This window comes from Alteromonas sp. P256, assembly GCF_036864455.1.
Taxonomy (GTDB): Bacteria; Pseudomonadota; Gammaproteobacteria; order Enterobacterales; family Alteromonadaceae; genus Alteromonas.
Genome location: NZ_JAZETM010000005.1, coordinates 176,434 through 199,698, shown reverse-complemented (window position 1 = coordinate 199,698; position 23,265 = coordinate 176,434). Strand labels below are relative to the sequence as shown.

Below are 23,265 nucleotides of genomic sequence, written 5' to 3'. Positions count from 1 at the left end.
AAAAATTCCTTGCTTGCTTATCGTGAGCCGCGTGATGAAGGTTGCCATTCAGATGCATTCACTTTTGCACCTGGTTTTACTTTTTGATATCCGGTAACGATGATTTGCTCGCCTTCGCTAACCCCATCGTTCACCACATATTGGTCGCGATAAATTTTTCCAACACTTAGGGTTCGGCCCTCTACTTCACCGCGGCTATTTACCACGTAAACTGAAAGCGAACCGTCGGTTTGGCGAGTTGTAGCTCGCTGTGGCACAAGCAACGCATTTTCGCGCCCCGTGATCACATGACCTTTAACAAATAAACCTGGTAACAAAATGCTGTCGGGATTAGGCATTTCGGCGCGCAACGTCACTGAGCCCGTGCTTTCATCAACGGTGACTTCAGAAAACTTGACGCTACCGGTATATGAGTACTTTTCTCCACTCACTTCATCCACCGTTAGCTCTACATCTAGTGCGCCTTGGTTTCGCATAGATTGGCGTAAAGTAAGAATAGAAGCGCCCGACTCCTGCATATCGATAAATACAGGGTCAAGCTGTGTGATGATGGCAAGTTGCTGGGCTTGGTTAGTGGTAACAAGAGTACCTTCGGTTACAAAAGAACGGCTGATTTGCCCGCTTATAGGCGCGTACACCTTGGTGTAATCCATATTGACTTTAGCAACATCCACCGCAGCGTCAGCAACGCTAATAGCGGCTTCTGCCTGTTCTTTTTGCGCAATAACATCGTCGTATTCTTGTTTGCTAACGGCGTTTTTCTCGACCAAGTCATCAAAGCGACGTGCCTTTGCCTCTAAGGTTTTTAAGTTAGCCTGCGCACTTTTCAAATCTGCTTTTGCACTGTTTAGCTGCGCTAGATACCTAGCCTGATCAATTTGATAAAGCTGCTGGCCTTTTTTTACCTGCGCACCCTCTTCGAAAAGGCGGTCTGTAATGACACCATCTACCTGCGGACGAACCTGTGATTGACGAGATGGACTCACTCTGCCCGGCAACACCATTTCATGCTGCACTGGCTGCCTTTTGAGGGTTAATACAGAAACAGAAGGCGCAGGCGTTGACTGCTGCGAGTCTGGCGATTGTGCTGATTCGTTTGAACATGCTGCAACGCCTAAAAGCGCAATTGATGTTAGTAACGCTGCATTAAGGTAAAAAATGCGACTCATAAATCTTCTATTTCCCAATAACTAATGAAATGCAGACGGCCGAACGCCATCTGAAATACGTCATCTGCGATATGTCATCGGCAATAACGCAATGAATGTTTACAAAGCTTGTCTATTTTACTGTGCCGAGATACTCACTTTTGGCGAGGCGAAAGTGGCTGTTGAATACCGGTATTGATGTGACATAGTTTGGAATTCGTATACAAACGAACCTATGTTCTTATAAGTGCTATTCTGCGCTCTTATACTAAAGATTAAAAGGCTGAGTAGTCGAGATTACAAATGTCGTCGATAAATAACTAACGACTTTCACGTTGTCCTCAGATCTAGTTAGCTTTGACGCACCCACATCCTATTTAAACGAATAGAAGCGTACTAATAATTGGTATGCCGAAATAACCTGCTGAGCTTGTTCGCGACTTCCTCCTTTATCGGGATGCAGCTGCTGTAGCTTTTTTCTGTAGTGTTTTTTAATCTCTTTCAAAGAATAGGCGTCATGTTCTTCAAGTGGTAATGCAGAGCAGGTCCAAATAAGCCCCAGTATGCGATGGGCTGCTTCAATATCGCCATCGTTGAAAGAAGCGAATTGGGCCTTTCCCATTGTTGACCAAAAACTTGCTAGTAAAGCCTCAACACTCTCTTCGTCAGTTTGTTCGAAATTGTTCCAATCTAAGTAGTAAGAAGCCAATGCGTCGTGAGGGCCTACCTTGTGCGCATATTCTGTCGTTGCCGATTTATCTTCAGATGCAAGGGTAGGCTCCGGTGCAAGCTCTTGTTTGAGCGCAGCGGAACCTGCATCTACACCCTCACCTGAATCTAGGCAAATGTTAAGCGTATGAATATCAAGCTTGCCTATCCCGTTCTTAAGCCATATCGAACGCAGCTGATAGAGCGCGTTAAATAAAATGAAGTGGGTTTTAAACAGCATAAGCGGGTCACGCAGGGCCTCTTCATCAAAAACCGCATAAGGCGGCTTTTTTAACATCGAAATAAGGGTGTACTCACTGACGCCCTCCTCAAACATGCTCACCATGGTTGATAGAATATCGACTAACATGTCAGCAAGGACTGCGTGTAATGGCGAGTCACCTTGCGCTCTGCTTACGGTATTGGCGTTCAAACTACTACTCTTTAAAATGCTACTCTTCACAATACTCTCTTTGTGAGTGGCCTTGTTAAAAACCTCATCTTAATAGGCACACAGTATCACGAGCAATCGATGAGCCGCCACTTTACAAGCGTGGTGATAACCATTGCACATTTATCTTTTATAAAATAATCCAAAACACCAAAATGCCTGTTAAAGTAGTTCAAAATATAAAACAAAAATAATGGAGTTCCCTTGAAAATATTAGTCGCGTTAACCAGTATCCTTGGTTTTTTGATGGTTGTATTGCCCGGCCCTTTGTATCAGTACGCAGGTGTGGGTTTAGGTACAGCATTTACGTCTTTACGTTACGGAGTTTACGTTGGCGGTGCCGCTCTTATCCTTATCGTGCTTCAGGTGATCATTAATCGTAAAAAAATTAGCTGGGGTAGCACTATCGTATGTGCTGTATTAGCGTTAATTGCGGTTGCAATGCCAGTTAGCATGATGAGCAAGGCAAGCACTGTTCCTCCTATTCACGACATTACCACTGATGTTACAAACCCTCCTGAGTTTGTTGCTATTGCACCGCTTCGCGAAGGCGCGCCAAACGATGTTAATTATGAAGGCGGCGATATCACTAAGCAGCAGCTAGAAGCGTATCCAGAAATTAAAACGCAGCTACTTCCTCAGCCTGTAAGTGAAGTATACGTTGCTGCAGAAAAAGCCATTGCCACCCTTGGTTGGGACAACGTTACCGCTGGCGCTCTGCCTAACACATTAGAAGCCACAGATACTACTACATGGTTTGGCTTTAAAGACGATGTGGTCATAAGGCTGACAGAAAAGGGCGACAACACGCTGGTTGATGTTCGTAGTAAGTCTCGAGTAGGCCAGAGCGATTTAGGTAAAAATGCAGAACGCATTAATGCCTTCATGGCAGAGCTTAGAAAGCAGCTTGGGTAAATGGATACTAATGCAGGTTACGGTAGCGTAAGCAATTGAAATATTCACCTCTAAGCATAAATTGACCGCTATGGTAGAACTGTTATTAAAGCCCGCCTTGCTCAGCTAGGCGGGCTTTTTCAGTTCATAGTTACGCATAAAGATCGTTAAGCTCAATAAAACAAACACATCTTATTTGCATCTAAAACATCGCACCAAACGTTTTACTACTGAACTTGTTTTTGCTTTAAGGATAATCATGGCTTCAGGTTATGCAATTTCAGCGCTATCTCTAAGCGTTGCATCGATACTATACGCGTCTCCCTCTTTTGCACTCGCCCTTGCACTTGATGATCCCGCAGAAGGCGATATTGAGCACATACGCGTAAACGGTGATATGTCTCAAAAAAGTGGCGAATTTGTGTCTGCATCCCAAGGCTGGGTTTCAGGCGATACGTTACTTGAGCGCCCCATGTTGCGTACAGGTGAAATGCTTGAATTCATACCTGGCATGATGGTGACTCAGCACAGCGGCTCGGGCAAAGCGAATCAGTATTTTTTACGCGGTTTTAACTTAGACCACGGCACCGACTTTACCGTTAGCGTTGACGGCATGCCTATCAATATGCGTAGCCATGGTCATGGGCAAGGCTACAGCGACCTTAACTTTGTGATCCCCGAAATGGTGGATAACTTGAGTTACTTTAAAGGCACCTACTATGCCAATATTGGCGACTTCTCAAGTGCCGGTGGTGCATTTTTCAATTTAAAAGATTCTCTTGACGACAACCGTCTATTTTTCACCCTTGGTGAATACGGCTATCAGCGACTTGCAACACTCAACCACGCTGACATTGGCGAAGGTAAGGCCATTGCCGCGTTTGAGTACCAGACATACGACGGACCATGGACTGACATCAACGAAGATGTGCGAAAAAAGAATGCCAATATTCGCTATATTACGCCCTTGTTCGACGGTGAGTTAACGGTAACGGGAATGGCATACGACAATAGCTGGAACGGTGCCGACCAAGTACCTGCCCGCGCTATTGAAAGCGGCCTAATCGACCGCCTTGGCTCTATTGACACAGACGTTGGTGGAGAATCTTCACGCTATTCACTATCGGCAAACTACACCAGCGATAGCATTAATGCCTCGTTTTATGCCATTGATACCGATTTAACGCTTTTTTCCAACTTTACCTATTTCTTAGATAACCCAGAAACGGGAGACCAGTTCGAGCAAGCAGACGATCGGCAAATTTATGGTGGCGAAATATTTACCACGGTACCGCTGGCGGTAACCGATGGCAGTACCATTACCATGGGTGCTCAATGGCGCTTCGACGATATTGAGAATGTAGGCCTTTATCGCACACAGAACTTGCAACGTGTAGGCACGATCAGAGAGGACGCCATCAAAAGTAGTAGTTACTCTTTGTTCGCACAGTCAAACATACTGCTTACAGACGCCCTTAGCCTATCTCTCGGTGGCCGTTACGATTACTTAGATGTGGATGTTACAAGCGACCTTGCGGCAAATAGCGGTGAAGAAAGTGATGGCCTATTTACGCTAAAAGCAGCGCTAAAATACGCCATTACTGACGACATCACTGCGTTTGCTAACATTGGCCAAGGCTTTCATTCTAATGACGCCCGTGGTGCAACTATTACCCTCGACCCTGTAAGTTCAGAGCCAACACCGGCATCACCATTATTGGTCAAATCGTTAGGTTATGAGACAGGTATTAACTATACAGACGGAAGAACCTTCAACATATCCGCCGCATTATGGCGATTAGAATTAGATAGCGAATTGCTGTATGTAGGCGATGCAGGCTTTACCGAGGCAAGCCGTCCATCCGAGCGCCACGGTATTGAGCTAAGTGCGTACTACTGGATAAGCCACCACCTTACCACCGATATTGAAGCGGCCTACACCAATGCCCGCTTTAGCGATAGGGTTGAGGGTGAAGGACGACATATTGATGGCACCGTTCCAGGCGTTGTTAGCGCAGGTGCAACCTACTATCAAAATAGCGACCAATTGGGCATGAGCTATACACTTCGCGCTCGCTACTTAAGCTCGCGAACCGTAGAAAGCTTTGATGAGGTTTCGCCTCCAGCAACGTTCTTACTTAATGCCCAACTCGCCTACCGCCAGCCAACTTGGGACGTCATCCTTGAAGTGTTAAACGCCTTGGATAGCGACGATCACGATATTGACTATTTCTATGCATCACGCCTGCCTGGCGAACCTGAAGAAGGCATTGAAGATTTGCATTATCACCCTGTAGAGCCTCGCAACGTGCGCCTTACGTTCTCTTTGCGGTATTAGAAACTCATTGCTAGGCGCTTGAACCTAAAAGCTGAAGCTGGAAGCGTATTTGTGCGCTTCCTCTTTCTTTTTATTATTCTTCTTTATCTAACGTCCTCTTAAAACAGAAAACACCATCCCTTTCTCTCACTCACATTAATTATTTGTTAATATGCTTTTTAAACGAAACTGAACCACGTACTCTCGCTCTGGTTTCAGAAGTTAATTATTAGAATAGGCGAGCTATGAAATGGATATGTCATAACGGCGTTTTAGCCTTAATTTGGGCTGCTTTGAGCACTGCCTCGTCGGCTACGATAGCTGTAAATGCCAACGTAAATGTTAAAGAAAGTGCTGTGGTTCATGGTGATACCGTCTCGTCGACTCAGTATGCAGAGCCGACTAAGCCATTAGCGTTTAGTGGTGCAACGGTGAGAAAACGCTTTTTCTTCAGTGTGTATAAAATTAGCCACTTTATGGCTTGGCCTCAAGAAACTTCCGATAACCCTGATGAACTCATTAAACTTATCTCCTCTGGGCAGCTTTCACAGCGGGTAGAAATAGAATTTCTGCGAGACGTTTCTCGCGAACAAGTTGAGGAAGCATTAATGGACGGCATAGAGCGCAATAACCCCGACGTCGACTTGAGCAACATCAAGTCAGAAATAATGCGATTATCAGATGGTTTTGATAACGATATTGCTGAAAATTCGCGGTTAGTATTATCGCGTGTGAATGTGGGTAAACTTATAGTATATTTCAATGAGCGAAAAATTGTTGAAACAGATAACAGCGAGCTTATCAGAGCCCTGTGGTCAATATGGTTTGGTCAAAAGCCAATAGTAGATAATAAAGCATTGATAGCAAATCAACTGCAATAAGTATAATGAGGCGATTGAGTGAAGGTTGTAAAAGGCAGTATACGTTGTAATAGATTCCTTGTTCCCTACCGTATTTATGGAGACAAACCAGACACTATTGTATGCATTAGCGGTGCAAAACAAACTATGGCAGTATGGCGAAGTTTTGTTAAACGCTTTGTACCCTCTTTCTCTGTCGTTGTATTTGATTTGCCCGGTACCGGTCGCGCAGAGATACTTTCAGGCGCTCCACAAGTGACTTTTGAAGAGCAGCAACAAGTACTGCTTGATGTGATTAAAGACACCGCGAAAACTGACAAAGTGGTACTTGCCGCAGCGTCATGGGGCACTATATTAGCGGCATACATTGCAGCAAAATATCCAACTAAAATTGAAAAAATGATATTGGGAAGCTTTGGTGTCTCTACCAACGACACTATTTTAGAGCTTATTCACCGCGGACAATCGGCATTTAGAACCGGTGATGTTGAAAACATTGCACCTTTGATGATTGAGTGTTTTGGTCAATATATTCCCGAATCGCAGAAGCAACAAATGATCAGCCAATTTTCAAATATGGATGAGAAAGAATTGCTTAATTTCTACGAGCACTGCGAGTTCGTCAAAACCAGTCGAGACATTAGCAAGCTAATTAACTTACGTGAAATTGAAGCAAAAACCCTCGTTATTTGCGGCGAGCATGACACCATTTTAGACCACGAAGGTATTCGTGCGGCAGTGACTAAAATTCCCAATTGCGTGTATAAACTCGTACCGGATACTGGCCACTTCTTGCATTGGGAAAAACCATCAATTCTAGACACTTACAGTAACTTTCTTCACTCTACAGAAAGTGCGTAAAATCTAGAATAATTAAAGGCGAAGCCTCGGGGTCACTTAACTTCAGGGCTTACGTCTTTCTACTTGCTATTTGTTGCCACCGCTGCCCTCATCTCTTGGCACTGAACTCTCAACAAGCTCTTGATTCACAGAAAAAGTAAATCGTGATAACCCCTGCGTTCATCGCAGCCTCATTGACTGTTTAATTTATACGCTACAGTATAAGAGCATCAAAATGGTGAGAAGCTATCTCGAATGTTCATAGTAAGACATCTCAGCGAGAAGTCGCCATTAACAATAAGACCAAAAACGATAAGGGAACACTCATGCAATCCATCACAAAGTGGTTCACGCTATTGCTAGGGCTAGCCGTTGTGCCCGCTTACTCAGCAATATTAATGAAACCAATTAACGACCCAGATTTAGCGTATTCTGGCGAGTTACTTTCTGGCACTTATAATCAGCAAATAACCCATCCCGATACCTTGCTCGGCTTTCCCATTGGCTCTCGCGTTGCCGACCCAGCGCAAATACACAGTGCAGTCATGCATTGGGCTGAGCAAAGCGATAGATTGCATGTAGTCGAGTATGCACGCACCCATGAAGGTCGCCCACTGATTGCCGCGTTTATATCAACACCAGCGTTACTCAGTGAGCTTGATACTATTAAAAGTAATATCGATAAGCTTGCTAACCCGTTAAATACCAGCGATAGCCAAGCCAGCAACATCATCGATTCGCTGCCCGCCGTTGCCTGGATGGCATACTCTATTCACGGCAATGAAACATCAGGCGCAGATGCAGCGTTAACGGCTATCTATCATCTGATTGCCAGCGAAGACAAAGACGTGGAAGCTCTGCTTGATGATATGGTGGTTATTATCGACCCCATGATGAACCCTGACGGCCGCGCTCGATTTGCCAAATCACTGGAGCAGTATCGCGGCACGGCACCCAATGTTGACGACCAGTCGTTGTTGCACCGTGGTGACTGGCCTTACGGCAGAACAAATCACTACTTTTTCGATTTAAACCGAGATTTCTTTTATCTGACGCAGCCTGAAACCGTCGGTCGAGTTGAAATGATCAATGACTGGCGGCCCCAGCTCATGATTGATGGTCATGAAATGGGAAGCCAAGACACCTATTTAATGGGTCCACCGCGCCAACCATTAAATCAAAACATTGACCCTAATTTGCAAAAATGGGCAAAAACCTTTGCCCGTGATCAGTCTGCGGCTTTTGATGAGAAAGGCTGGCGCTACTACACCGGCGAATGGTTTGAAAACTGGTACCCAGGGTATTCAAACTACTCTGAATATCGCGGCACCATGCACATTCTTTACGAGCAATCTCGTATGGCTGAAGACGGCGTGCGTCGACCTGAAGGTACGGTGCAAACCTATATCGAATCGGTGCATCATCAGTTTATATCCACCCTTGCCAACCTCAAGACGTTGGATAAAAACAGTAAAGCCATGTACCAAGATTACTGGCAGGGTCGTAAGAACAACGTTGCCTCTAAAGGAAAATTTGCCAACCGCACCTACGTAATTATGGCGAATGACAACATTGGCAGAACCGAGGCACTGGTAAGCCGTTTGTTGGCTCAAGATATCAAGGTATATATCACTGATAAAGATATGGAAGTGGACGAGGCCACTACTCATTTAGGCGATGTAAAAGAGGATATTGTTATTCCCAAAGGCAGTATTGTTGTGCCCAACCGCCAGGCAGAAGCGCCGTTAATTGCTGCCATCATGGAGTTTGACGCAGGTGTCAACAACGCCGTACTGCTAGAAGAACGTCAGAAAACCTTGCGCGACGGTTCATCGCTAATGTATGACACCACTGCGTGGAATTTAACCATGATGTACGGTCTAGAAAGTGTCACTGTGCCCGAGCATCTTACTAGTAATATGAGCCCGTATAAGCCAAGCGCACACACGCATACATTGCTAGATAATGCTATTGCATGGATGGTAGACGGTGCAGACGATAGATCTGTCGCCTTTGCAGCAAGGCTGATGGAACGCGGTGTACACGTTCGCTATGTAGACCGCGAATCAGAGTTTGAAAACACGGTTTTCAATCGAGGCTCTATTGCAGTAACGGTCACCGATAACCCCAATACAGAAAACCTTGCAAGCCTAATAAAGCAAACCGCCGATGAGCTTATGGTGTCGGTTACCGCCACAACAAGCGGCTTTGGTGAGGGTGAGTTACCTGAGTGGGGAGGCAAGCATTTTGATCTTCTTACTCGGCCGCAGGTGGCTATTTTAAGCCACGGCAATATGTCTAGCTATGATGTGGGCGCAACCTGGTACAGCATCGATGCTAACTTGGGCATTCGCCATAGCCAAATAGACGTTAACTCTTTAAATCGTACTGACTTGCGTCGTTACAATGTCATTGTACTTCCCACCAGTTACGGAGCACTTGATAAGTCTAAACAAGCGCTTTTAGATGAATGGGTTAATAACGGCGGAACGCTTATCGCACACGGCAGAAGTGCGGCAGCGTTAGCGGGTAAAGAGGGTATTGCTAATGTAAAGACCATTGAGAATAGCTTTGAAAAGGCGCTCGATTACGATATTTCTTTAAACCGTGAATATATGGCGACTTTAAACAAGGTAGATACCAAGGCAGCAATGTCTCACACCTTAAATGCAGACTTCGCTTTTCCATGGGACGATTTACCTAAGCCGCTTAAAGAGGAAGAGCTAATCCGCCGCGATAAATGGTTAAGCCACTTTATGCCAAGTGGCGCTATGGTAGCCGGCAGAACCGACCAACAGCATTGGCTGACAGCGGGTACGCCCGAAGTACTGCCATTACTCTACAGTAATCAACCGCTACTTATGTCGGCAGATAATAGCGAAGCCGTGGTAAGAGCCGGAGTATTCAGCCCAAGTCCTAGCAAGAAAAAAGGGGACAGTGAGAGTAAGAAAAACGCCGATCGCTGGTTCACTCTGCCACAAGATAAAGCGCTTAACGTTCGCATGAGTGGCTTGTTGTGGCCAGAAGCACAGCAGCGCATTGCCAATACGGCTTACTTGACTCGCGAACGCAGTGGCAAAGGGCAAATTATTTTGTTTTCTGGCCAACCTAACTTCCGCGGTGCCGCGCTAGGTACCAACAGGTTGCTACTTAATGCCATTGTTTATGGTCCAGGCCTAGGTAGTCAAAAACACGTAAGCTTGTAAAGAAAGTAACAGCAATAAAAACAGAGAGGGGCCACATGGCCCCTGTCATTTTTATCAATATTGTAAATTATTCTACTACTGACAACCTAACCAATTTGCCTCAACCTAGCGGGCTTTGCTAATCCATCTATGACAAAGTTAATTGCCTCTACCCCATTTAGTTTTGGTCTTGCGAATAAAAAACCCTGAAAACGCTGTGCACCTGCATGTTGTAACCATAACCACTCATCCATGGTTTCTACACCTTCAACAATAAGCGGAATACCCATCGACTTCGCAAACTCGTACACAGCCTCAAATATGGCCTGCCTTGGGCCATTCTCATGAATGTTGGTGGTTATTTTTCGGTCTAATTTTATTTTATCTGGCAGGAAATCGGCCAAAAGCGATAGGCCTGCGTAACCCGCACCAAAATCGTCAAGAGCAACTCTTATCCCTGTTGACCGGAGGTTTTCAATGGCGTCGAAAAACGGCGAGCCCTCTTTAATAATTTCAGTTTCCGTTACCTCTAGTACAAGCTGTTGCGGCCTTAAGTTATTCTCATCTGCTAATGATAATAAATAGCTCGTTATATCTGGGCTATAAGTAATAGCGCCTGGACATAGGTTGACCGATAACGCTTGGTCAGCGTTTAATAATTTTGCACCTTGCGAAATAGCTATCGCCTTGCTTTTAAGGTCGAAGGCATATTTTTGATTGCCTTCTAAACTATTCAACACATCTTCAGGGAATCGACCGTCGCTACTACGCAATAGCGCCTCGTAGGAGGACACAAGGCCTCTGCGGGTATCTACAATAGGTTGAAAAGCAAATTGGATATCAGAATTGTGATATTCAGCAATAGAGATTTCACCGAGCTTTACCGAGGCCTTAAGGTTATTTAGATCTTGATTAGACAAACACATGCGCCACTTGCCCGTGGCAAAACCGTTAATTAATGCAAAGGTGCGGCTGTCGCGGTGAAAAGAAATATCTGGCGGAAGCCAATAGCAGTTACTTTTTTTATCTAGTCGAATAGTGCGCAGCGCCCAATTGCCAAAATCGCGCTTGTGAATAGCATTATCAGTTATTTTAACGATGTTATTATGCCGAGAATCCGTCTTAATGTGCTCGAAAAGACCAAGTATTATGTCGGCTTCCCCCTCTAAAACCTGGAAAAAGTATTCGCCGTCAAACAGTAATACCCCCGTTACATCGTTGTGTAAATTAAACGCTAAAGAATCCTTGGTGATCTCATCGAGCCCTTCGTGGTTTATTAGCGTTGACGCTCTACTTCTATACACTAGCTGTCTTAACACAACCTACCCCTTATGGGAGACGCTTTCATTTCTCGTTGCTATCACCTGGTTGAGACACTCAAACAAATTACAACTCATAAGCTAAGTGTAGACTGCAAAATGGCTTTTTCCCAGATGACAAGACGTATCGAAAACGTCCCCCCAAAGTGCCCACATAAGCTGCCCAAATAAGCCGACTCAGCGTCTTTTTCTCAATAACGCTTGTCATCAACGAAATAGGCGAAGAAAGTGACAATATTAGGCTATCAAACGAAACTTAGTTAAAAATTTCTACACCACATCAACTCATAAATCCCGCATATTATGATTATGTACTTGGCCAAACAAGCTGGTAAGAATCAGTATTATATCTTCGATACCATGAAAGACACTGCATATAAGGCATTAGGGGAAAGAGTAGCCCACATTCGAGACGCTCTCGAACAAAACATTTTGTGTTGCACTACCTGCCACCGGTAAACATGCGCACGGGAAACGTTATTGCAGAAAATGTTGAAACTCGCGCCCGCGGAGAGGCGCTGCTTGCGCTTGGTTGCGAGCAAGCTTAAGGATACGGTATTGCCCGCCCCATGCCAGCTTTAGATATTCGTCCATGGGTTCAAACATGGCAACAAACGCAGTCATGGCAAAGCTGAGCACTGATCGCCGATTTGGGAAAATGCTTGATTGGCGCCACTGATTAGTGGCGCCAATCGCTCTTTTTTACGGCTTTTGTTTAACGATGCTTTTGAATAAATGCTGCCAGCTTTGCACCTGATACCAGCTTGAAGTTTTGCTTATCGCTAGGCATAACATTTCGGCCATCTTGCACAACTAGCAGTCCCTGAGGGTAACTGCTACCAAGATTTACACTGCTTATTGCAAGACCATCGGTCTCGGATGCGCCATCTATGCCGTTCTCGATATCTGCGGTAATACGAAAGCTTCCCAGCCAGACAAAATCATTATCGATATTATAAACCGCATAGCTATTATTGCCTTGACTAGAGGCAATTAGATAGCGTTTGCCATCAACATAATAGATATCCATTCCTTCAATATCTGCATGCACTGCATTGCTCAAACCGGCTATTCGCGTGCTTGTCTGCTGAACGCCTGCCAAACTGCGCAGCCAAATACCGCTTGCTTCTTCACCGTAGAATAGCTGTTGGTGTTTATCGTCAGCTACACAACCCTCAGGTTGGCTCGGTACATTAAATTGTTCCATTAGCGATGCACTTACCGTGTCACCGGCCACGGTTAACGCGTAGCGCAAATAGGTCCCGTCTGTATCGTTAACTAGCACCTCTAGGCCCTGTTCTGGTTGGTAAAGGCAAAGACCATAAATATCGGTTAATGGTGTCGATACATCGCCAATATGTGTGACCCTGCGGTTTTTTCCGTTTATGGCAAATACACTTAGCAGATTGCCGCTACGATTGCTCGCTACCGCTAAGTCCATCCTATTTTCACCAAATTGCACCGACTGTCGAACATCAACGTTATTTACTTTTCCAATGGGAAGGTGCTGTAACCGTTTACCGTTCAAATCGAAAACATCAAGCCCCGCTTTTTTGTCAGTTCCAATAATAAGACTACGATCTGGTGTTTCATTGTTTACCCAAATAGCAGGGTCGTCAGCAGCGTCACCGAATCGCTGTACCGGGTCAGTTTGTCCATCGGCAATCAACATAGGTAAATCGCCGCGCTGATAGCCCTGTGGCTTAACATTAAACGAATGAACCATGCCGACTTCGTCGGTTAACTCACCTTTTTCCGCCGATATCAGCGTAATGGAAACAGTATCTTCATCTAGCGCTAACGGTGATAAATATCGCGTCAGCTCAGATTCGGGTGCTACCGACATTTGCCACACTCCTATCCCCTCTTCAGCAATAAAGATTTGACCAGAAGCGTTATCCACCATGCAGTATTCTGGTTCGCCACCCATCGAAAAATCACGAATGGCTACCTGTCGCCATTGTGCGTTAGATTGAAGGTAGAGGTATTGTTGTGAGGCCATCCCTCGTGCGTCGAAAACAAACGCGCCAATACCCTGTGTATCTTCAAACACACACAGTGTTTCAATGTCGGCATCAGGTGGTGGTGAGCGGTATTGCTCTCTAATTTCAAAGCGGCTATTCAATGAAGTAACGGCACTTACCACCAGCGCTTGTGTAAGTGGGTCGATATGCACCAACAATTGATTATTTTTATCAATGCTATGACTTGCATAAATTTCCACTTCATCTGGAATATGGATCAGAAGAGGCTTGGGGGCGGCCTGACACACGAGGGCACACACTGCCAAACAAGGCCCAACAACACTATAAGTAAAAAAGCGATGAAACATTACTTTCCCTTACTAAGATAAATGGTATAGCGATAAATCACTTCTCCACTATCATTAACAAATTGTACTAGGCACTGAGTACTGTCCATCGACACTATTGCAAAACCCGCTTGAGACTCAGCAAACAAGGTGAATTCCCGCTGCTTCACGGGCCGTAGCTCAGAACCGGCACCAGAAACAAAGTGCTCAACCTTTTTATTGGCGGCGCGATTGTGCTGCAAATCGTGCTCATGACCCGCAAAATACGCCTGAACGCCGTACTGCTCTAGCATTGGTTCAATCACATTGCGAATACCGCTCGTTTTGCCATAGCGCTTGCCGCTGGAATACAACGGATGGTGACCTATTACAATTTTCCATTCTGCCTTTGATTCGCTAAGCTGCTTATGGATCCAAGCGAGTTGCGCATCGCCATCTTGCGCCATCGCCGCCGCATATTTTTTCTCTGACTCATATGCAGGGTTCAGAGGGCTAGTATCTACAAACAATAGAAGCGCAGACGCATTATCGGAAACATCAACTGTTTTAGCGTAGTAAGGCGCCGGCATTTGCCACCGACGACTGATGTCGCTGTAATCAATTTGCGCTTGCCAATTTCCTCTGTAATCGTGATTGCCTAATGTGGCATACCAGTCGATAAACAAATTTGGGCCGGTATACACGTCTTCAAATGAACTGCGCCAGTAAGGGTCGTGAATAGAGGCTATACCGTTGCTGTAAAAGTTATCTCCCGTTGTAGCAACAAATTCAGCATCTGCCTGTGCCGCTGCAATATCCATCCATTTCGCGACCGTTCGTTGATGAAAGTGGCCGTTTCGGCCCCAATCACCTAGTACTAAAAAGCTAAAACCGTCTTCTACTGTCTCAAGGCCTTTAATCGTATTTTCGCTATAGTACTCGCTATCATAGATTTCATGGATCTCATGGCTTGCTAGCGAGAAGCTAGCAAGGCCTATAAGAACGATGGAAAGCATAAACAAGAAACTCTTTTTCATGTTTGCATTACATCCCATTACTGAGTACGCCAAATAAAGCCAATTTCAAAGGTACGGCCATACTGTTCGAATTGAGCATTGCGATTGCGCTCGTCGAAATAGTGATACATAGGTTCGTCACCTAAGTTGATGCCGTTGAAATACACCTGCATATCATTGTTTATGTAGTATTTGGCAACGAAGTCAATTTGCTGGTGATCATCTTCTATACGCAGCATGCCATCATCAATTTCTTCAAGGTTGTCACTTTTGTAGGTCATACTTAACCGCATACTTAGCGAGTCGTTTTCATAACCTACAACCACATTCCCAACCGTGTCAGATTGATTAGGTAAGTTAGTTTCAAAGCGTTCACCATCAAGAATAGTGAGCGCGTCAGAATCAGAAAATGTGCCATTTAACGAGAATAAAAGTCCATTATCGAAACTCTTAACCCAGCTTAGTTCCAAACCAGTAAGCGTGGCTTCTTCACCGTTAACGGGTTGAAAGGCTTCTTCAAAGCCTTCCCATGGCGCTGTGCCCGCCACGTTCGCCTCAACAATAAAATTGTCGATACGCTTATGAAACAATCCTGCAGACAAAACACCAATATTACCCGGGTAATATTCAAGCATTAGGTCGAAGTTATCAGCCTCATAGGGCAGTAGCTCAGGATTGCCTACGCTTGCCTCACGCTCTATTACCTGCTCGCCATCTTCCGTTCTCACATTGGCCTCAATAATTTGAAACGCTGCTGCATCTTCAAAACTCGGGCGGGAAAGCGTTTGAGTGAAAGCGGCGCGGCCAATGAGTTTGTCAGAAAACGCATAACGCACGTTGATACTAGGGAAAAGGTTGTCATAGTCACGGGAAGCGCTTACTGGCTCAATAGCCAAATCGACGCTATCTGTGTCTTCATTCTCGGTTAATGATACTTGAGAGCCAGCGGTACTGTAAGACGTGCTTTCATAGCGTAAACCAGCCACTAAGCGAAGTTTTTCCCAGTCAAAGCGAGTCATGGCATAGGCAGCAAAAATATCTTCATCATTGCTAAAAGAATTGCCCTGAGACTCAATGCGAGAATCTAACTCAGCCAATTCAAGCCCACTGCGCTGCTGATTGAAGTTGTCTCTTAGCGCACCGCGATTAAGCCCTGGTCCAAAATTTCCGAGGGTGTATTCTGGAGAAGCGGTAGCAAATGCCGCGTTATCAAAACCATCAAACCCACCGTCAAAAATTGAAATATTGGCCGCAGCGGTTTTTTCTCGTGCTCGATATTTAGAGCCAAACTTCATTTCACCTTCACTATCAAACCAGTCTACTCGCTTAGCAATATCAAGACGGAAACTCAGCTCCGTATCTTTTGCATTATTGCGTTCGAAACTCATTTGATCGAGTTCGTAGTTGCCAAGGTCGTTAAGTGCTTCAGGTACCGTAAGTTGGGGAATACGTTGTTCTAAATCACCATCAATACCTGCATCAGCACCAGTAAAAACATAGTAAAGCGCATCAGGTTCATCTTCGTCAGAGCGGGAGTAACCTGCTTGATAGCTTATCGTCCATGCATCGCGTTCATGCTCTGCACCGGCAGATATACTTAAAATACTTTGCTCTTCAAATCGGTCTTTACTTTCACGCTCTACTTCTGAGTCATCGCCATCTAATACGAAAACGTTGGCCTGTCTGAACTCTGAGTCTGAAAAGCGACTGTATAAGGTGCGTAAATAATACTGATTATTAAAATCTGGACGAAAATCAATGTTTACCGCTCCACCAAGACGTTCACGGGTGATAGCGTAATGACGCTGTTCAATTTCATCATCGCCATTGCTTTCTATGTTGTCTGACCCGAATTCACGGTCAAAGTAGCTTAGTGCAGCAGCAATGCCCCACTTATCATTCATTTTATGGGTGACGCTGCCTGCAAGCTTAGGACTTAAGGCGTCGCGAAGCTCGTTTTGACTTAACTGGGCGGTAAATGAGGCGCTGTCAGTGGCTCGGTCAAACGCACTCACACTTTTTACTTCAATATTACCGCCAATGGTATCGGCATCCATATCAGAGGTAACAGACTTTGAAACCGTTAAACTGCTAATGAGTTCAGAAGGAATAACATCGAGGGCTACTGACCTAACGCCGCCTTCAGGAGAAGGAATATTCAAACCGTTAATGGTGACATTGTTCAAGTTCGGGTCGATTCCGCGAATACCTACAAAGCGCCCTTCACCCTGATCACGCTCAATACTTAAACCCGGCAAACGCTGAAGTGACTCTGCCGCATTCTGATCAGGAAACTGACCTATTGCATCCGAAGACACGACTGATGTTATGCCATCAGCCATGCGCTGTTTGTTAATTGCTGTCGCTTGCCCACTTCGTTGTCCACGTACCAGTAGCTCCTCAATAGTATCGTTGGCAGCACCAACCAATAAGGTAACATTGGTAATATCATCGCCAACGACAATTGTTTGCGTGGAAGGCTCTGTACCTAAATAATCAATTTCAACCGTATAAGTACCTGGTGCAATTCGTGGAATTCTAAAACGACCTTCTTTATCGGCATAAACACTTATACCCAACTCCTGAATATCGATTTTAGCGCCAGCAAATAATTTGCTGCTGTTTACGTTGGTGACTACGCCTACTACCTGCGACGCTTCGGCCGCTATTGCCTGAGGTGCCGCAAATTGCAAAGCTGCCGAGCAAGCAATGGCGATAAGAGATAATTTTCTAGTGTGCATACCTGAGTTCTTCTGATTGTGTGAAAGCCAGCTCAAAGTAGGATGAATAAATGACGTTTCCGTGACAGTTTTTTGACCTAGCCGCCAAAACTACACAGATAAACATAAATAAGGCTCAACTCGCCATTTCCCTGAGCCAAAATGACCTGCACACAAACCACTGTTTACATTGAATTAATTGCCAAAACATCGACTAGCAGGGTGCTGCACATCGTTAAACTGTCATAATCGTGAGCCAAAATAACACTACTACGCCAAGGTAGATTACGTTAAACAGCACATATCACGGTATTTAGGTTATTCATCATGGTTTCACATTTAAGACGGCATCAAGGTTTGTTCTCGCTGTCACTAACACTTCCTATACTCGCCCTTGCGATGTGCGTTTTAGCGGGCACGCCAGAAGCCTCAGGTATTGAATGGCTTGATGTATTGGGTGAAGGGAGTGTGACCCTAGTATTATTGCTGTGGATATTGGCACTTCTGATTAGTCGTCCTTCGGGGAAGTTAACTCAATTGCTGGTGATAGGCCTTAACCTTATCCTGTTTTCTTCACTTTTGGATTTGATGGATGAGTTTATGGACTACTCAGCCTCGTCTAATTGGGTTTCTATGATGGAATCTATCCCTGCCTCTATCGGCATGGTAATGACCACTTATGCTGTTTGGCAATGGCATAAAGAACAGTTGACGCTTAACGCGCAGTGGCAAACAAGAGAGGGCTTTGTTCGCAATACGGAAGACCTGGATCCGGTAACTCAGTTATACAGCGGAGAGCACTGGATGATGCGTTTAGAACAAGCCTTCGCCCATAAACCTCGCTCATATAAAACGTTAGTGATGTTAGACATTAATGATTTTAGTCAGTTTAATAGCCAGTACGGGCATAAGGAAGGTAACCGCTACTTGCGAGGATTGTCCTCAATGCTATCGCTATCACTTCCAAGTAGCGCGCTAGTTTGCCGGTTTGCCGGAGACCGCTTCGCTATTTTACTACTGCAAGATGAAAAGGTTGATTCAGCAAACTGCATAAACCAACTCAGCCAAAGTATTCAACATTTTGCTTTTTATCCCCACCAATGTAATACCGCTATTTGTTTGAGTGCTCGTCACGCTGCAATGGAAATAGCGAGTATAGCTGACATAAACACAACCATCCTTACACTCAATCAAAGCTTAGATAAGCAGCATGCACACGCAGCCTAATCACCCTAACACCGTGCCCAAATCATCGCTTCTAGGTGTTACTGACAAACACTTAACCGCCTGGCCGCTAGCGCAGGCTATGATTGATGTGAGTATTTCACAAGGTATCGAAAGCGATGCTTTGCTTCGGGGGACAGGGCTTTTCATAGAAGATATTGCTAACGGCAGAAGTTTAAGTGCTAAACAGCTTCTACTATTGAGCCAGCGCGTTCAAAAGAGTGTGAAGAGCCGAGACGCAGGATTACAAATAGGTCGAATGCTCACCTCTAGTCACATGCTAGGCGTGCTATCTATACTATTGAGATGCCGTAACGTAGCGCATTGTGTTGAGCTTCTTTCTCAAATGCGCTGGAGCTGCATGCCACTTATTCACTGGCGTACGTATTATCACGACGATACGATTTACCTTGTACCTCAAGATAGTTTTGGTGCAAAAGAGAACTGGTCTTTTCAGGTAGAAATAGCCTTTGCTTGGATGGTATCTATTGTTCGTCAAGGAACAGACAAACGGTTCCCTTTAAGTTTTGATTTTGAATGGGCTCGTCCACGCAACATTTACGATTACGAGGAGTTTTTAGGTACACGGCTTTCTTTTGAACAACCTGTAACAATGATCAAAATTCCTCGTGAAGCGTGGGAGAAGCGCTTTTCAATTGCCGATGAGGAGTGGGTTACAACCGGTGTGGCATCTTGGTCGAGGCAACCTATGTATGCCTTGTCCGAACGGATCCAGAATTTACTAATACAACAGCCTGACTTAACAGCAGCGCAAATTGCTTCAACACTTTCCATGAGCCTTGCTACCTTGAAGCGCCGTTTAGCTGAGCACAACATGAGCTTCAAACAACTTAGTGACAGCATTCAAAAGCAACACGCAATTATGATGGTAAAAACATGTAGGGCAAACACCCAACAGCTCGCAGAGGCATTCTCTGTAAACGACACCACCAATCTTCGGCGCTTTATTAAACGCCTTACCGGTATGACATTAACCCAAATTCGCAACTCTATTTCTTAATTTACCAAGGCCGCTAGGTCACTACCCGTATGAGTATTTTTGATAATCCCATCAAAACTTGGCAAGCAAATTGTAAGTCTACGTTCAGTTAACTTAAACCTGAGCTAAAACGACGAGAATTTGACTATGCGTTTACCCACTAAGCAACTCATCAATAAAATTGAACACCTTTCTAAAGACCTGTCTCCTGCTCAACTTGGGCGTTTCCTCGATATTATCGATGCGATGACCGCGTTAGTTGAGGATGCCGCCACGGTTGACTTAAGCCATGACAAAAATGCTAATTCAAGCGAGCACAGTACTTCATCTGTTATTCATTAGCAGAGATAGAAAACCGAGTTACGAATCCCGGGGCTTAATCACCAAGCACGTTCGTAGCTTTGTTTTGCCAAACACCGACAATGATGCAAAGTCTTGCTTTAGAATAGGGAGGTGCTGATAATCTAAATCAATGTCTTCGCTGTCTACTATATCTGCATCACTCACAGATGCGCCGTTTAAGCTAATGCTACCATTGTGATTCGTACTATCTAGCCTCACGCCAGCCTCATCATAAAACCCTTCACTTCCGTCAGGGTCGTGTAAATACAAACAACGTTCATCAGCATGCGTTATTACCACCCAGTGAGGTGCTTTCACGCCGTGAAACTGATACGTGCTAATAAGGCAAATAACGCCGTAACCTTTGCTTAGGGCCGCTTCAATTTGAGCCAGCTCAATGTCAGTTTTATGTACTACTATATTGACCTTTGAAGCGCGTTCAATAAAATCCTGCTCTACAATGCGCATAATCGATTTTTTGTGTTCGCTGCGCACGCCATCTACAAACAAATCATTTATTTGTGTGGAATATACTTCAACGTCGAAACCCCGCTGGTGCCCAGCTAACGCCAAACCTAGCGGATGGCAACCGCCATGGCCTGAGGTCATAAAAATAGTGGTGGCCTGGCGCCAAATTGCTATTTCAGTGGTTTGATCAAACCGCGTATCTTTTTGCACATACTTCATTGCCATCATTAAGGCACTTGGCCCACACGTAAACGCCGTAGTTTGCTTGTACCACGGGTAATACTGTTGAGGGCCAATAGCGCTTGCATACTGTATGGGCTTTTGAAAGCGCAGCGCATCAGCACCTGTTGCATAGTACTGCCGATAAATACCAAACTTGCGATAGCCTAACTGCTTGTACATTTTGATTGCCGCTTTGTTATCTTCAGCAACTTCTAAGCGAATAAACAGCTTTTGTTTCTCGGCTGCTAATGCTTCAAGCTTTTGCAAAAGAGAGGGCGCTATACGCTGCCCCCTTGCGTCAGCAAGTACCGCTAGAGAATACAGGCGAGCAGAACGACTGCCTTTGCGCAAAATAACCAGGCCGTAACCTACAATGCCGTTGCCACTTTCAGCTAGTAGTAAAATACCGTGCTCAGCCTTTATCCAATAGCGCATGCGCCTGCGCGACAGCCTGTCGCTTTCAAAGCAACGTTGCTCAATGTGTTCTAGTGCATCAATGTCGGCAGCGTTCGCTAAACGCATGGTTATATCCTGCGTATGAGCTGAGCGGTTTTCAGCGTTTTTACTGCTTTTAATGTCACTGCAAGCTTTATCGCTACACCTAACGTCCACGGGCTTCCAACCTGTTTACAAACTCCTGCATAATGATCATATAAAGCTCTTTACCAAGGTAAAGGTCTTCAACTTTTGCCTCAATGCTGGGGTTGTCGTTCACCTCAATGACATACACTTTGCCATTAGCCTGCTTAATATCAACGCCGTACAGGCTTTTACCAATCATTGAGCATGCTTTTATCGCTGCATCTAACACAGGCTTTGGCACTTCAAAGGTTGGCAGTGTTTCAAACCCACCTGACGTATTAGTTTTTGCGTCATGGTTGTATATTTGCCAGTGCCCACGGGCCATGTGATATCGACATGCATAAATAGGCCGGCCATTTAATACGCCAATGCGCCAATCAAATTCGGTAAAGATATATTCTTGAACCAACACCAGTGCAGATTCGTTTAGCATGGTTTCAAGCTTACCTTTCAGCTCGTCGATATCCTTTACTTTAAATACGCCCATTGAAAATGAGCTCTCTGGCAGTTTCAGTACCATCGGAAAACCAAACTCATCCGCTAGCATTTGGCACGTTGATGCTGAGTTGTCAGACACAAAGTGACTGCGTGGCGAGGGCACCTTGTGATAGCTAAACGCATCGTGCAAATACACCTTATTACAACACTTCAAAATGCTGGTCGCGTCGTCTATCACCACTAATCCTTCCTGTTCGGCCTTGCGCGCAATATGGTAGGTTGGGTGGTTGATTGCAGTGGTCTCACGGATAAACAGCGCATCATAATGAGTAATGTTAGCTGCTGCTTGGGCCGCATTGACTACTTCAGCGTTAATACCCACAAGCTTTGCCGCTTTAATAAAATGCTTAATTGCTTTAGCGTCGCTAGGCGGTGTCGCTTCATTCTCATTACATAAAATCGCCATATCCCAGCGGGCTTGTTTTTGCTTACTTCCACGTAGCCAGGTTTTTGCTACGTAGTGTTGAAGCGCATTGGCTAACTCTGATTTATCTTCGCCGTTAGCCGTGCACCAATCGCCAAAACCTACCGTCATTACCGTAGCGCTCGATTGTTTACTTACCGAAACACGCAAAAAGGGCGCTGGAAAACGTTCGAAGGCAAACTTGGCGATTGCGCTCATCGATACAGCTTTAGTGGTACCAAAAAACACATCACAGCTACTGCCATCACTGGCTTCATCGCTCAACAATTTAGGTAGCGTAACGGTTTTCATTTGAAGCGACTGCTCTTCACTTTCAATGATCAAATTATTAATGGTATTCACGCTTGGCAGTACTTTGTGCGTGCGCGCTTCAGCTAACAATGAACAGTAATAGCCCTTACTTAAATAGCGATCGGTGGCGCACAAATTGATAACGCGCATTTTGCCTTCCCCACGCTTGGGGAATTGTGAAAGGTATTGCTCAAAATCAACCACTTCGCAATTTTGAAAGTGCAGTTGATGAGCATCAGATAGCGAATCGACAACAATTAATGTTGTTATCATTTTTAATTCCAAATAAGTACATGTCGCACACTACGTGCGACATTGAGTTAATTGCGCGGAATATAGACTTTTTTGATGCTATATCAATGGATGAACAGCAGTATTTGAACGAAATAATTTGTCCTTAACGGTCATATTATTTTGCTCGTATTTTGGCCAATTAATTTTAAGCTTAATCCGTTCACTGAATGAA

The 23,265-nt window shown here is 44.9% G+C and carries 17 protein-coding genes; 8 read left to right on the top strand and 9 right to left on the bottom strand.

The window, feature by feature from the left end:
* Positions 1 to 17 precede the first annotated feature (17 nt).
* Together V7R39_RS10055 and V7R39_RS10050 are read right to left on the bottom strand one after the other, a co-directional pair.
* The gene (locus tag V7R39_RS10055) at positions 18 to 1,169 is read right to left on the bottom strand and encodes an efflux RND transporter periplasmic adaptor subunit (protein ID WP_334030469.1); all 1,152 of its coding nucleotides are present in this window, start codon (positions 1,167 to 1,169) and stop codon (positions 18 to 20) included.
* 352 nt (positions 1,170 to 1,521) lie between these two features.
* Complete coding sequence (locus tag V7R39_RS10050; RefSeq protein ID WP_334030468.1) at positions 1,522 to 2,319, bottom strand: DNA-J related domain-containing protein; 798 nt, start codon at positions 2,317 to 2,319, stop codon at positions 1,522 to 1,524.
* Between the two features lie 192 nt (positions 2,320 to 2,511).
* On the opposite strand from V7R39_RS10050, the gene V7R39_RS10045 reads away from it, so the two are divergent.
* The 5 genes from V7R39_RS10045 (at position 2,512) to V7R39_RS10025 (ending at position 10,424) form a co-directional block, all read left to right on the top strand.
* Positions 2,512 to 3,222: a DUF1499 domain-containing protein gene (locus V7R39_RS10045; protein WP_334030466.1), complete on the top strand. Its 711-nt coding sequence runs from the start codon at positions 2,512 to 2,514 to the stop codon at positions 3,220 to 3,222.
* A 238-nt stretch (positions 3,223 to 3,460) separates the two neighbouring features.
* Complete coding sequence (locus V7R39_RS10040) at positions 3,461 to 5,539, top strand: TonB-dependent receptor (protein ID WP_334030464.1); 2,079 nt, start codon at positions 3,461 to 3,463, stop codon at positions 5,537 to 5,539.
* Between the two features lie 224 nt (positions 5,540 to 5,763).
* The gene (locus V7R39_RS10035; protein ID WP_334030462.1) at positions 5,764 to 6,399 is read left to right on the top strand and encodes a chalcone isomerase family protein; all 636 of its coding nucleotides are present in this window, start codon (positions 5,764 to 5,766) and stop codon (positions 6,397 to 6,399) included.
* Positions 6,400 to 6,417: 18 nt separating this feature from the next.
* Positions 6,418 to 7,239 carry an alpha/beta fold hydrolase gene (locus tag V7R39_RS10030; RefSeq protein ID WP_334030461.1) on the top strand — a complete coding sequence of 274 codons (822 nt, stop codon included), beginning with the start codon at positions 6,418 to 6,420 and terminating at the stop codon, positions 7,237 to 7,239.
* Between the two features lie 305 nt (positions 7,240 to 7,544).
* Entirely contained in the window at positions 7,545 to 10,424 is a 2,880-nt protein-coding gene (locus tag V7R39_RS10025; RefSeq protein ID WP_334030460.1) for a M14 family metallopeptidase, read from the top strand.
* An 86-nt stretch (positions 10,425 to 10,510) separates the two neighbouring features.
* On the opposite strand, the gene V7R39_RS10020 is transcribed toward V7R39_RS10025, so the two are convergent.
* From V7R39_RS10020 to V7R39_RS10000, 5 genes are all read right to left on the bottom strand, one after another.
* Positions 10,511 to 11,722 carry a diguanylate phosphodiesterase gene (locus V7R39_RS10020; RefSeq protein ID WP_334030458.1) on the bottom strand — a complete coding sequence of 404 codons (1,212 nt, stop codon included), beginning with the start codon at positions 11,720 to 11,722 and terminating at the stop codon, positions 10,511 to 10,513.
* A 477-nt stretch (positions 11,723 to 12,199) separates the two neighbouring features.
* Positions 12,200 to 12,346: a hypothetical protein gene (locus tag V7R39_RS10015; RefSeq protein ID WP_334030456.1), complete on the bottom strand. Its 147-nt coding sequence runs from the start codon at positions 12,344 to 12,346 to the stop codon at positions 12,200 to 12,202.
* 91 nt (positions 12,347 to 12,437) lie between these two features.
* On the bottom strand, positions 12,438 to 14,054 hold the full coding sequence (locus V7R39_RS10010) for a phytase (RefSeq protein WP_334030455.1): 1,617 nt from the start codon (positions 14,052 to 14,054) through the stop codon (positions 12,438 to 12,440).
* The gene (locus tag V7R39_RS10005; RefSeq protein ID WP_334030453.1) at positions 14,054 to 15,049 is read right to left on the bottom strand and encodes a metallophosphoesterase; all 996 of its coding nucleotides are present in this window, start codon (positions 15,047 to 15,049) and stop codon (positions 14,054 to 14,056) included. The genes V7R39_RS10010 and V7R39_RS10005 overlap by 1 nt, the downstream gene beginning before the upstream one ends.
* Before the next feature lie 17 nt (positions 15,050 to 15,066).
* Positions 15,067 to 17,769, bottom strand: a complete 2,703-nt coding sequence (locus V7R39_RS10000) for a TonB-dependent receptor (RefSeq protein ID WP_334030451.1) — start codon at positions 17,767 to 17,769, stop codon at positions 15,067 to 15,069.
* A 306-nt stretch (positions 17,770 to 18,075) separates the two neighbouring features.
* Here V7R39_RS10000 and V7R39_RS09995 point away from each other — a divergent pair, with 306 nt between their 5' ends.
* The 3 genes from V7R39_RS09995 to V7R39_RS09985 all read left to right on the top strand — a co-directional run bounded on the left by V7R39_RS09995 (position 18,076) and on the right by V7R39_RS09985 (position 20,314).
* A complete protein-coding gene (locus tag V7R39_RS09995; RefSeq protein ID WP_334030450.1) occupies positions 18,076 to 18,975 on the top strand; it encodes a GGDEF domain-containing protein in 900 nt (299 codons plus the stop codon).
* Positions 18,959 to 19,993 carry an AraC family transcriptional regulator ligand-binding domain-containing protein gene (locus V7R39_RS09990; protein ID WP_334030448.1) on the top strand — a complete coding sequence of 345 codons (1,035 nt, stop codon included), beginning with the start codon at positions 18,959 to 18,961 and terminating at the stop codon, positions 19,991 to 19,993. The genes V7R39_RS09995 and V7R39_RS09990 overlap by 17 nt, the downstream gene beginning before the upstream one ends.
* 126 nt (positions 19,994 to 20,119) lie before the next feature.
* The gene (locus tag V7R39_RS09985; protein WP_334030446.1) at positions 20,120 to 20,314 is read left to right on the top strand and encodes a hypothetical protein; all 195 of its coding nucleotides are present in this window, start codon (positions 20,120 to 20,122) and stop codon (positions 20,312 to 20,314) included.
* A gap of 18 nt (positions 20,315 to 20,332) precedes the next feature.
* Here the strand turns inward: V7R39_RS09985 and V7R39_RS09980 are convergent, their stop codons facing one another.
* Positions 20,333 to 21,526 carry a GNAT family N-acetyltransferase/peptidase C39 family protein gene (locus tag V7R39_RS09980; RefSeq protein ID WP_334030445.1) on the bottom strand — a complete coding sequence of 398 codons (1,194 nt, stop codon included), beginning with the start codon at positions 21,524 to 21,526 and terminating at the stop codon, positions 20,333 to 20,335.
* A 79-nt stretch (positions 21,527 to 21,605) separates the two neighbouring features.
* Positions 21,606 to 23,072, bottom strand: coding sequence for a RimK family protein (locus V7R39_RS09975; RefSeq protein WP_334030443.1), 1,467 nt, complete (start codon positions 23,070 to 23,072; stop codon positions 21,606 to 21,608).
* Positions 23,073 to 23,265 lie beyond the last annotated feature (193 nt).

What these genes read in the sequence shown, in the direction of transcription:
- V7R39_RS10055 (WP_334030469.1), bottom strand. Translation starts at nt 1,169, where the DNA reads ATGAGTCGCATTTTTTACCTTAATGCAGCGTTACTAACATCAATTGCG.
- V7R39_RS10040 (WP_334030464.1), top strand. Translation starts at nt 3,461, where the DNA reads ATGGCTTCAGGTTATGCAATTTCAGCGCTATCTCTAAGCGTTGCATCG.
- V7R39_RS10035 (WP_334030462.1), top strand. Translation starts at nt 5,764, where the DNA reads ATGAAATGGATATGTCATAACGGCGTTTTAGCCTTAATTTGGGCTGCT.
- V7R39_RS10025 (WP_334030460.1), top strand. Translation starts at nt 7,545, where the DNA reads ATGCAATCCATCACAAAGTGGTTCACGCTATTGCTAGGGCTAGCCGTT.
- V7R39_RS10015 (WP_334030456.1), bottom strand. Translation starts at nt 12,346, where the DNA reads ATGACTGCGTTTGTTGCCATGTTTGAACCCATGGACGAATATCTAAAG.
- V7R39_RS10010 (WP_334030455.1), bottom strand. Translation starts at nt 14,054, where the DNA reads ATGTTTCATCGCTTTTTTACTTATAGTGTTGTTGGGCCTTGTTTGGCA.
- V7R39_RS10005 (WP_334030453.1), bottom strand. Translation starts at nt 15,049, where the DNA reads ATGAAAAAGAGTTTCTTGTTTATGCTTTCCATCGTTCTTATAGGCCTT.
- V7R39_RS10000 (WP_334030451.1), bottom strand. Translation starts at nt 17,769, where the DNA reads ATGCACACTAGAAAATTATCTCTTATCGCCATTGCTTGCTCGGCAGCT.
- V7R39_RS09995 (WP_334030450.1), top strand. Translation starts at nt 18,076, where the DNA reads ATGGTTTCACATTTAAGACGGCATCAAGGTTTGTTCTCGCTGTCACTA.
- V7R39_RS09990 (WP_334030448.1), top strand. Translation starts at nt 18,959, where the DNA reads ATGCACACGCAGCCTAATCACCCTAACACCGTGCCCAAATCATCGCTT.
- V7R39_RS09985 (WP_334030446.1), top strand. Translation starts at nt 20,120, where the DNA reads ATGCGTTTACCCACTAAGCAACTCATCAATAAAATTGAACACCTTTCT.
- V7R39_RS09980 (WP_334030445.1), bottom strand. Translation starts at nt 21,526, where the DNA reads ATGCGTTTAGCGAACGCTGCCGACATTGATGCACTAGAACACATTGAG.
- V7R39_RS09975 (WP_334030443.1), bottom strand. Translation starts at nt 23,072, where the DNA reads ATGATAACAACATTAATTGTTGTCGATTCGCTATCTGATGCTCATCAA.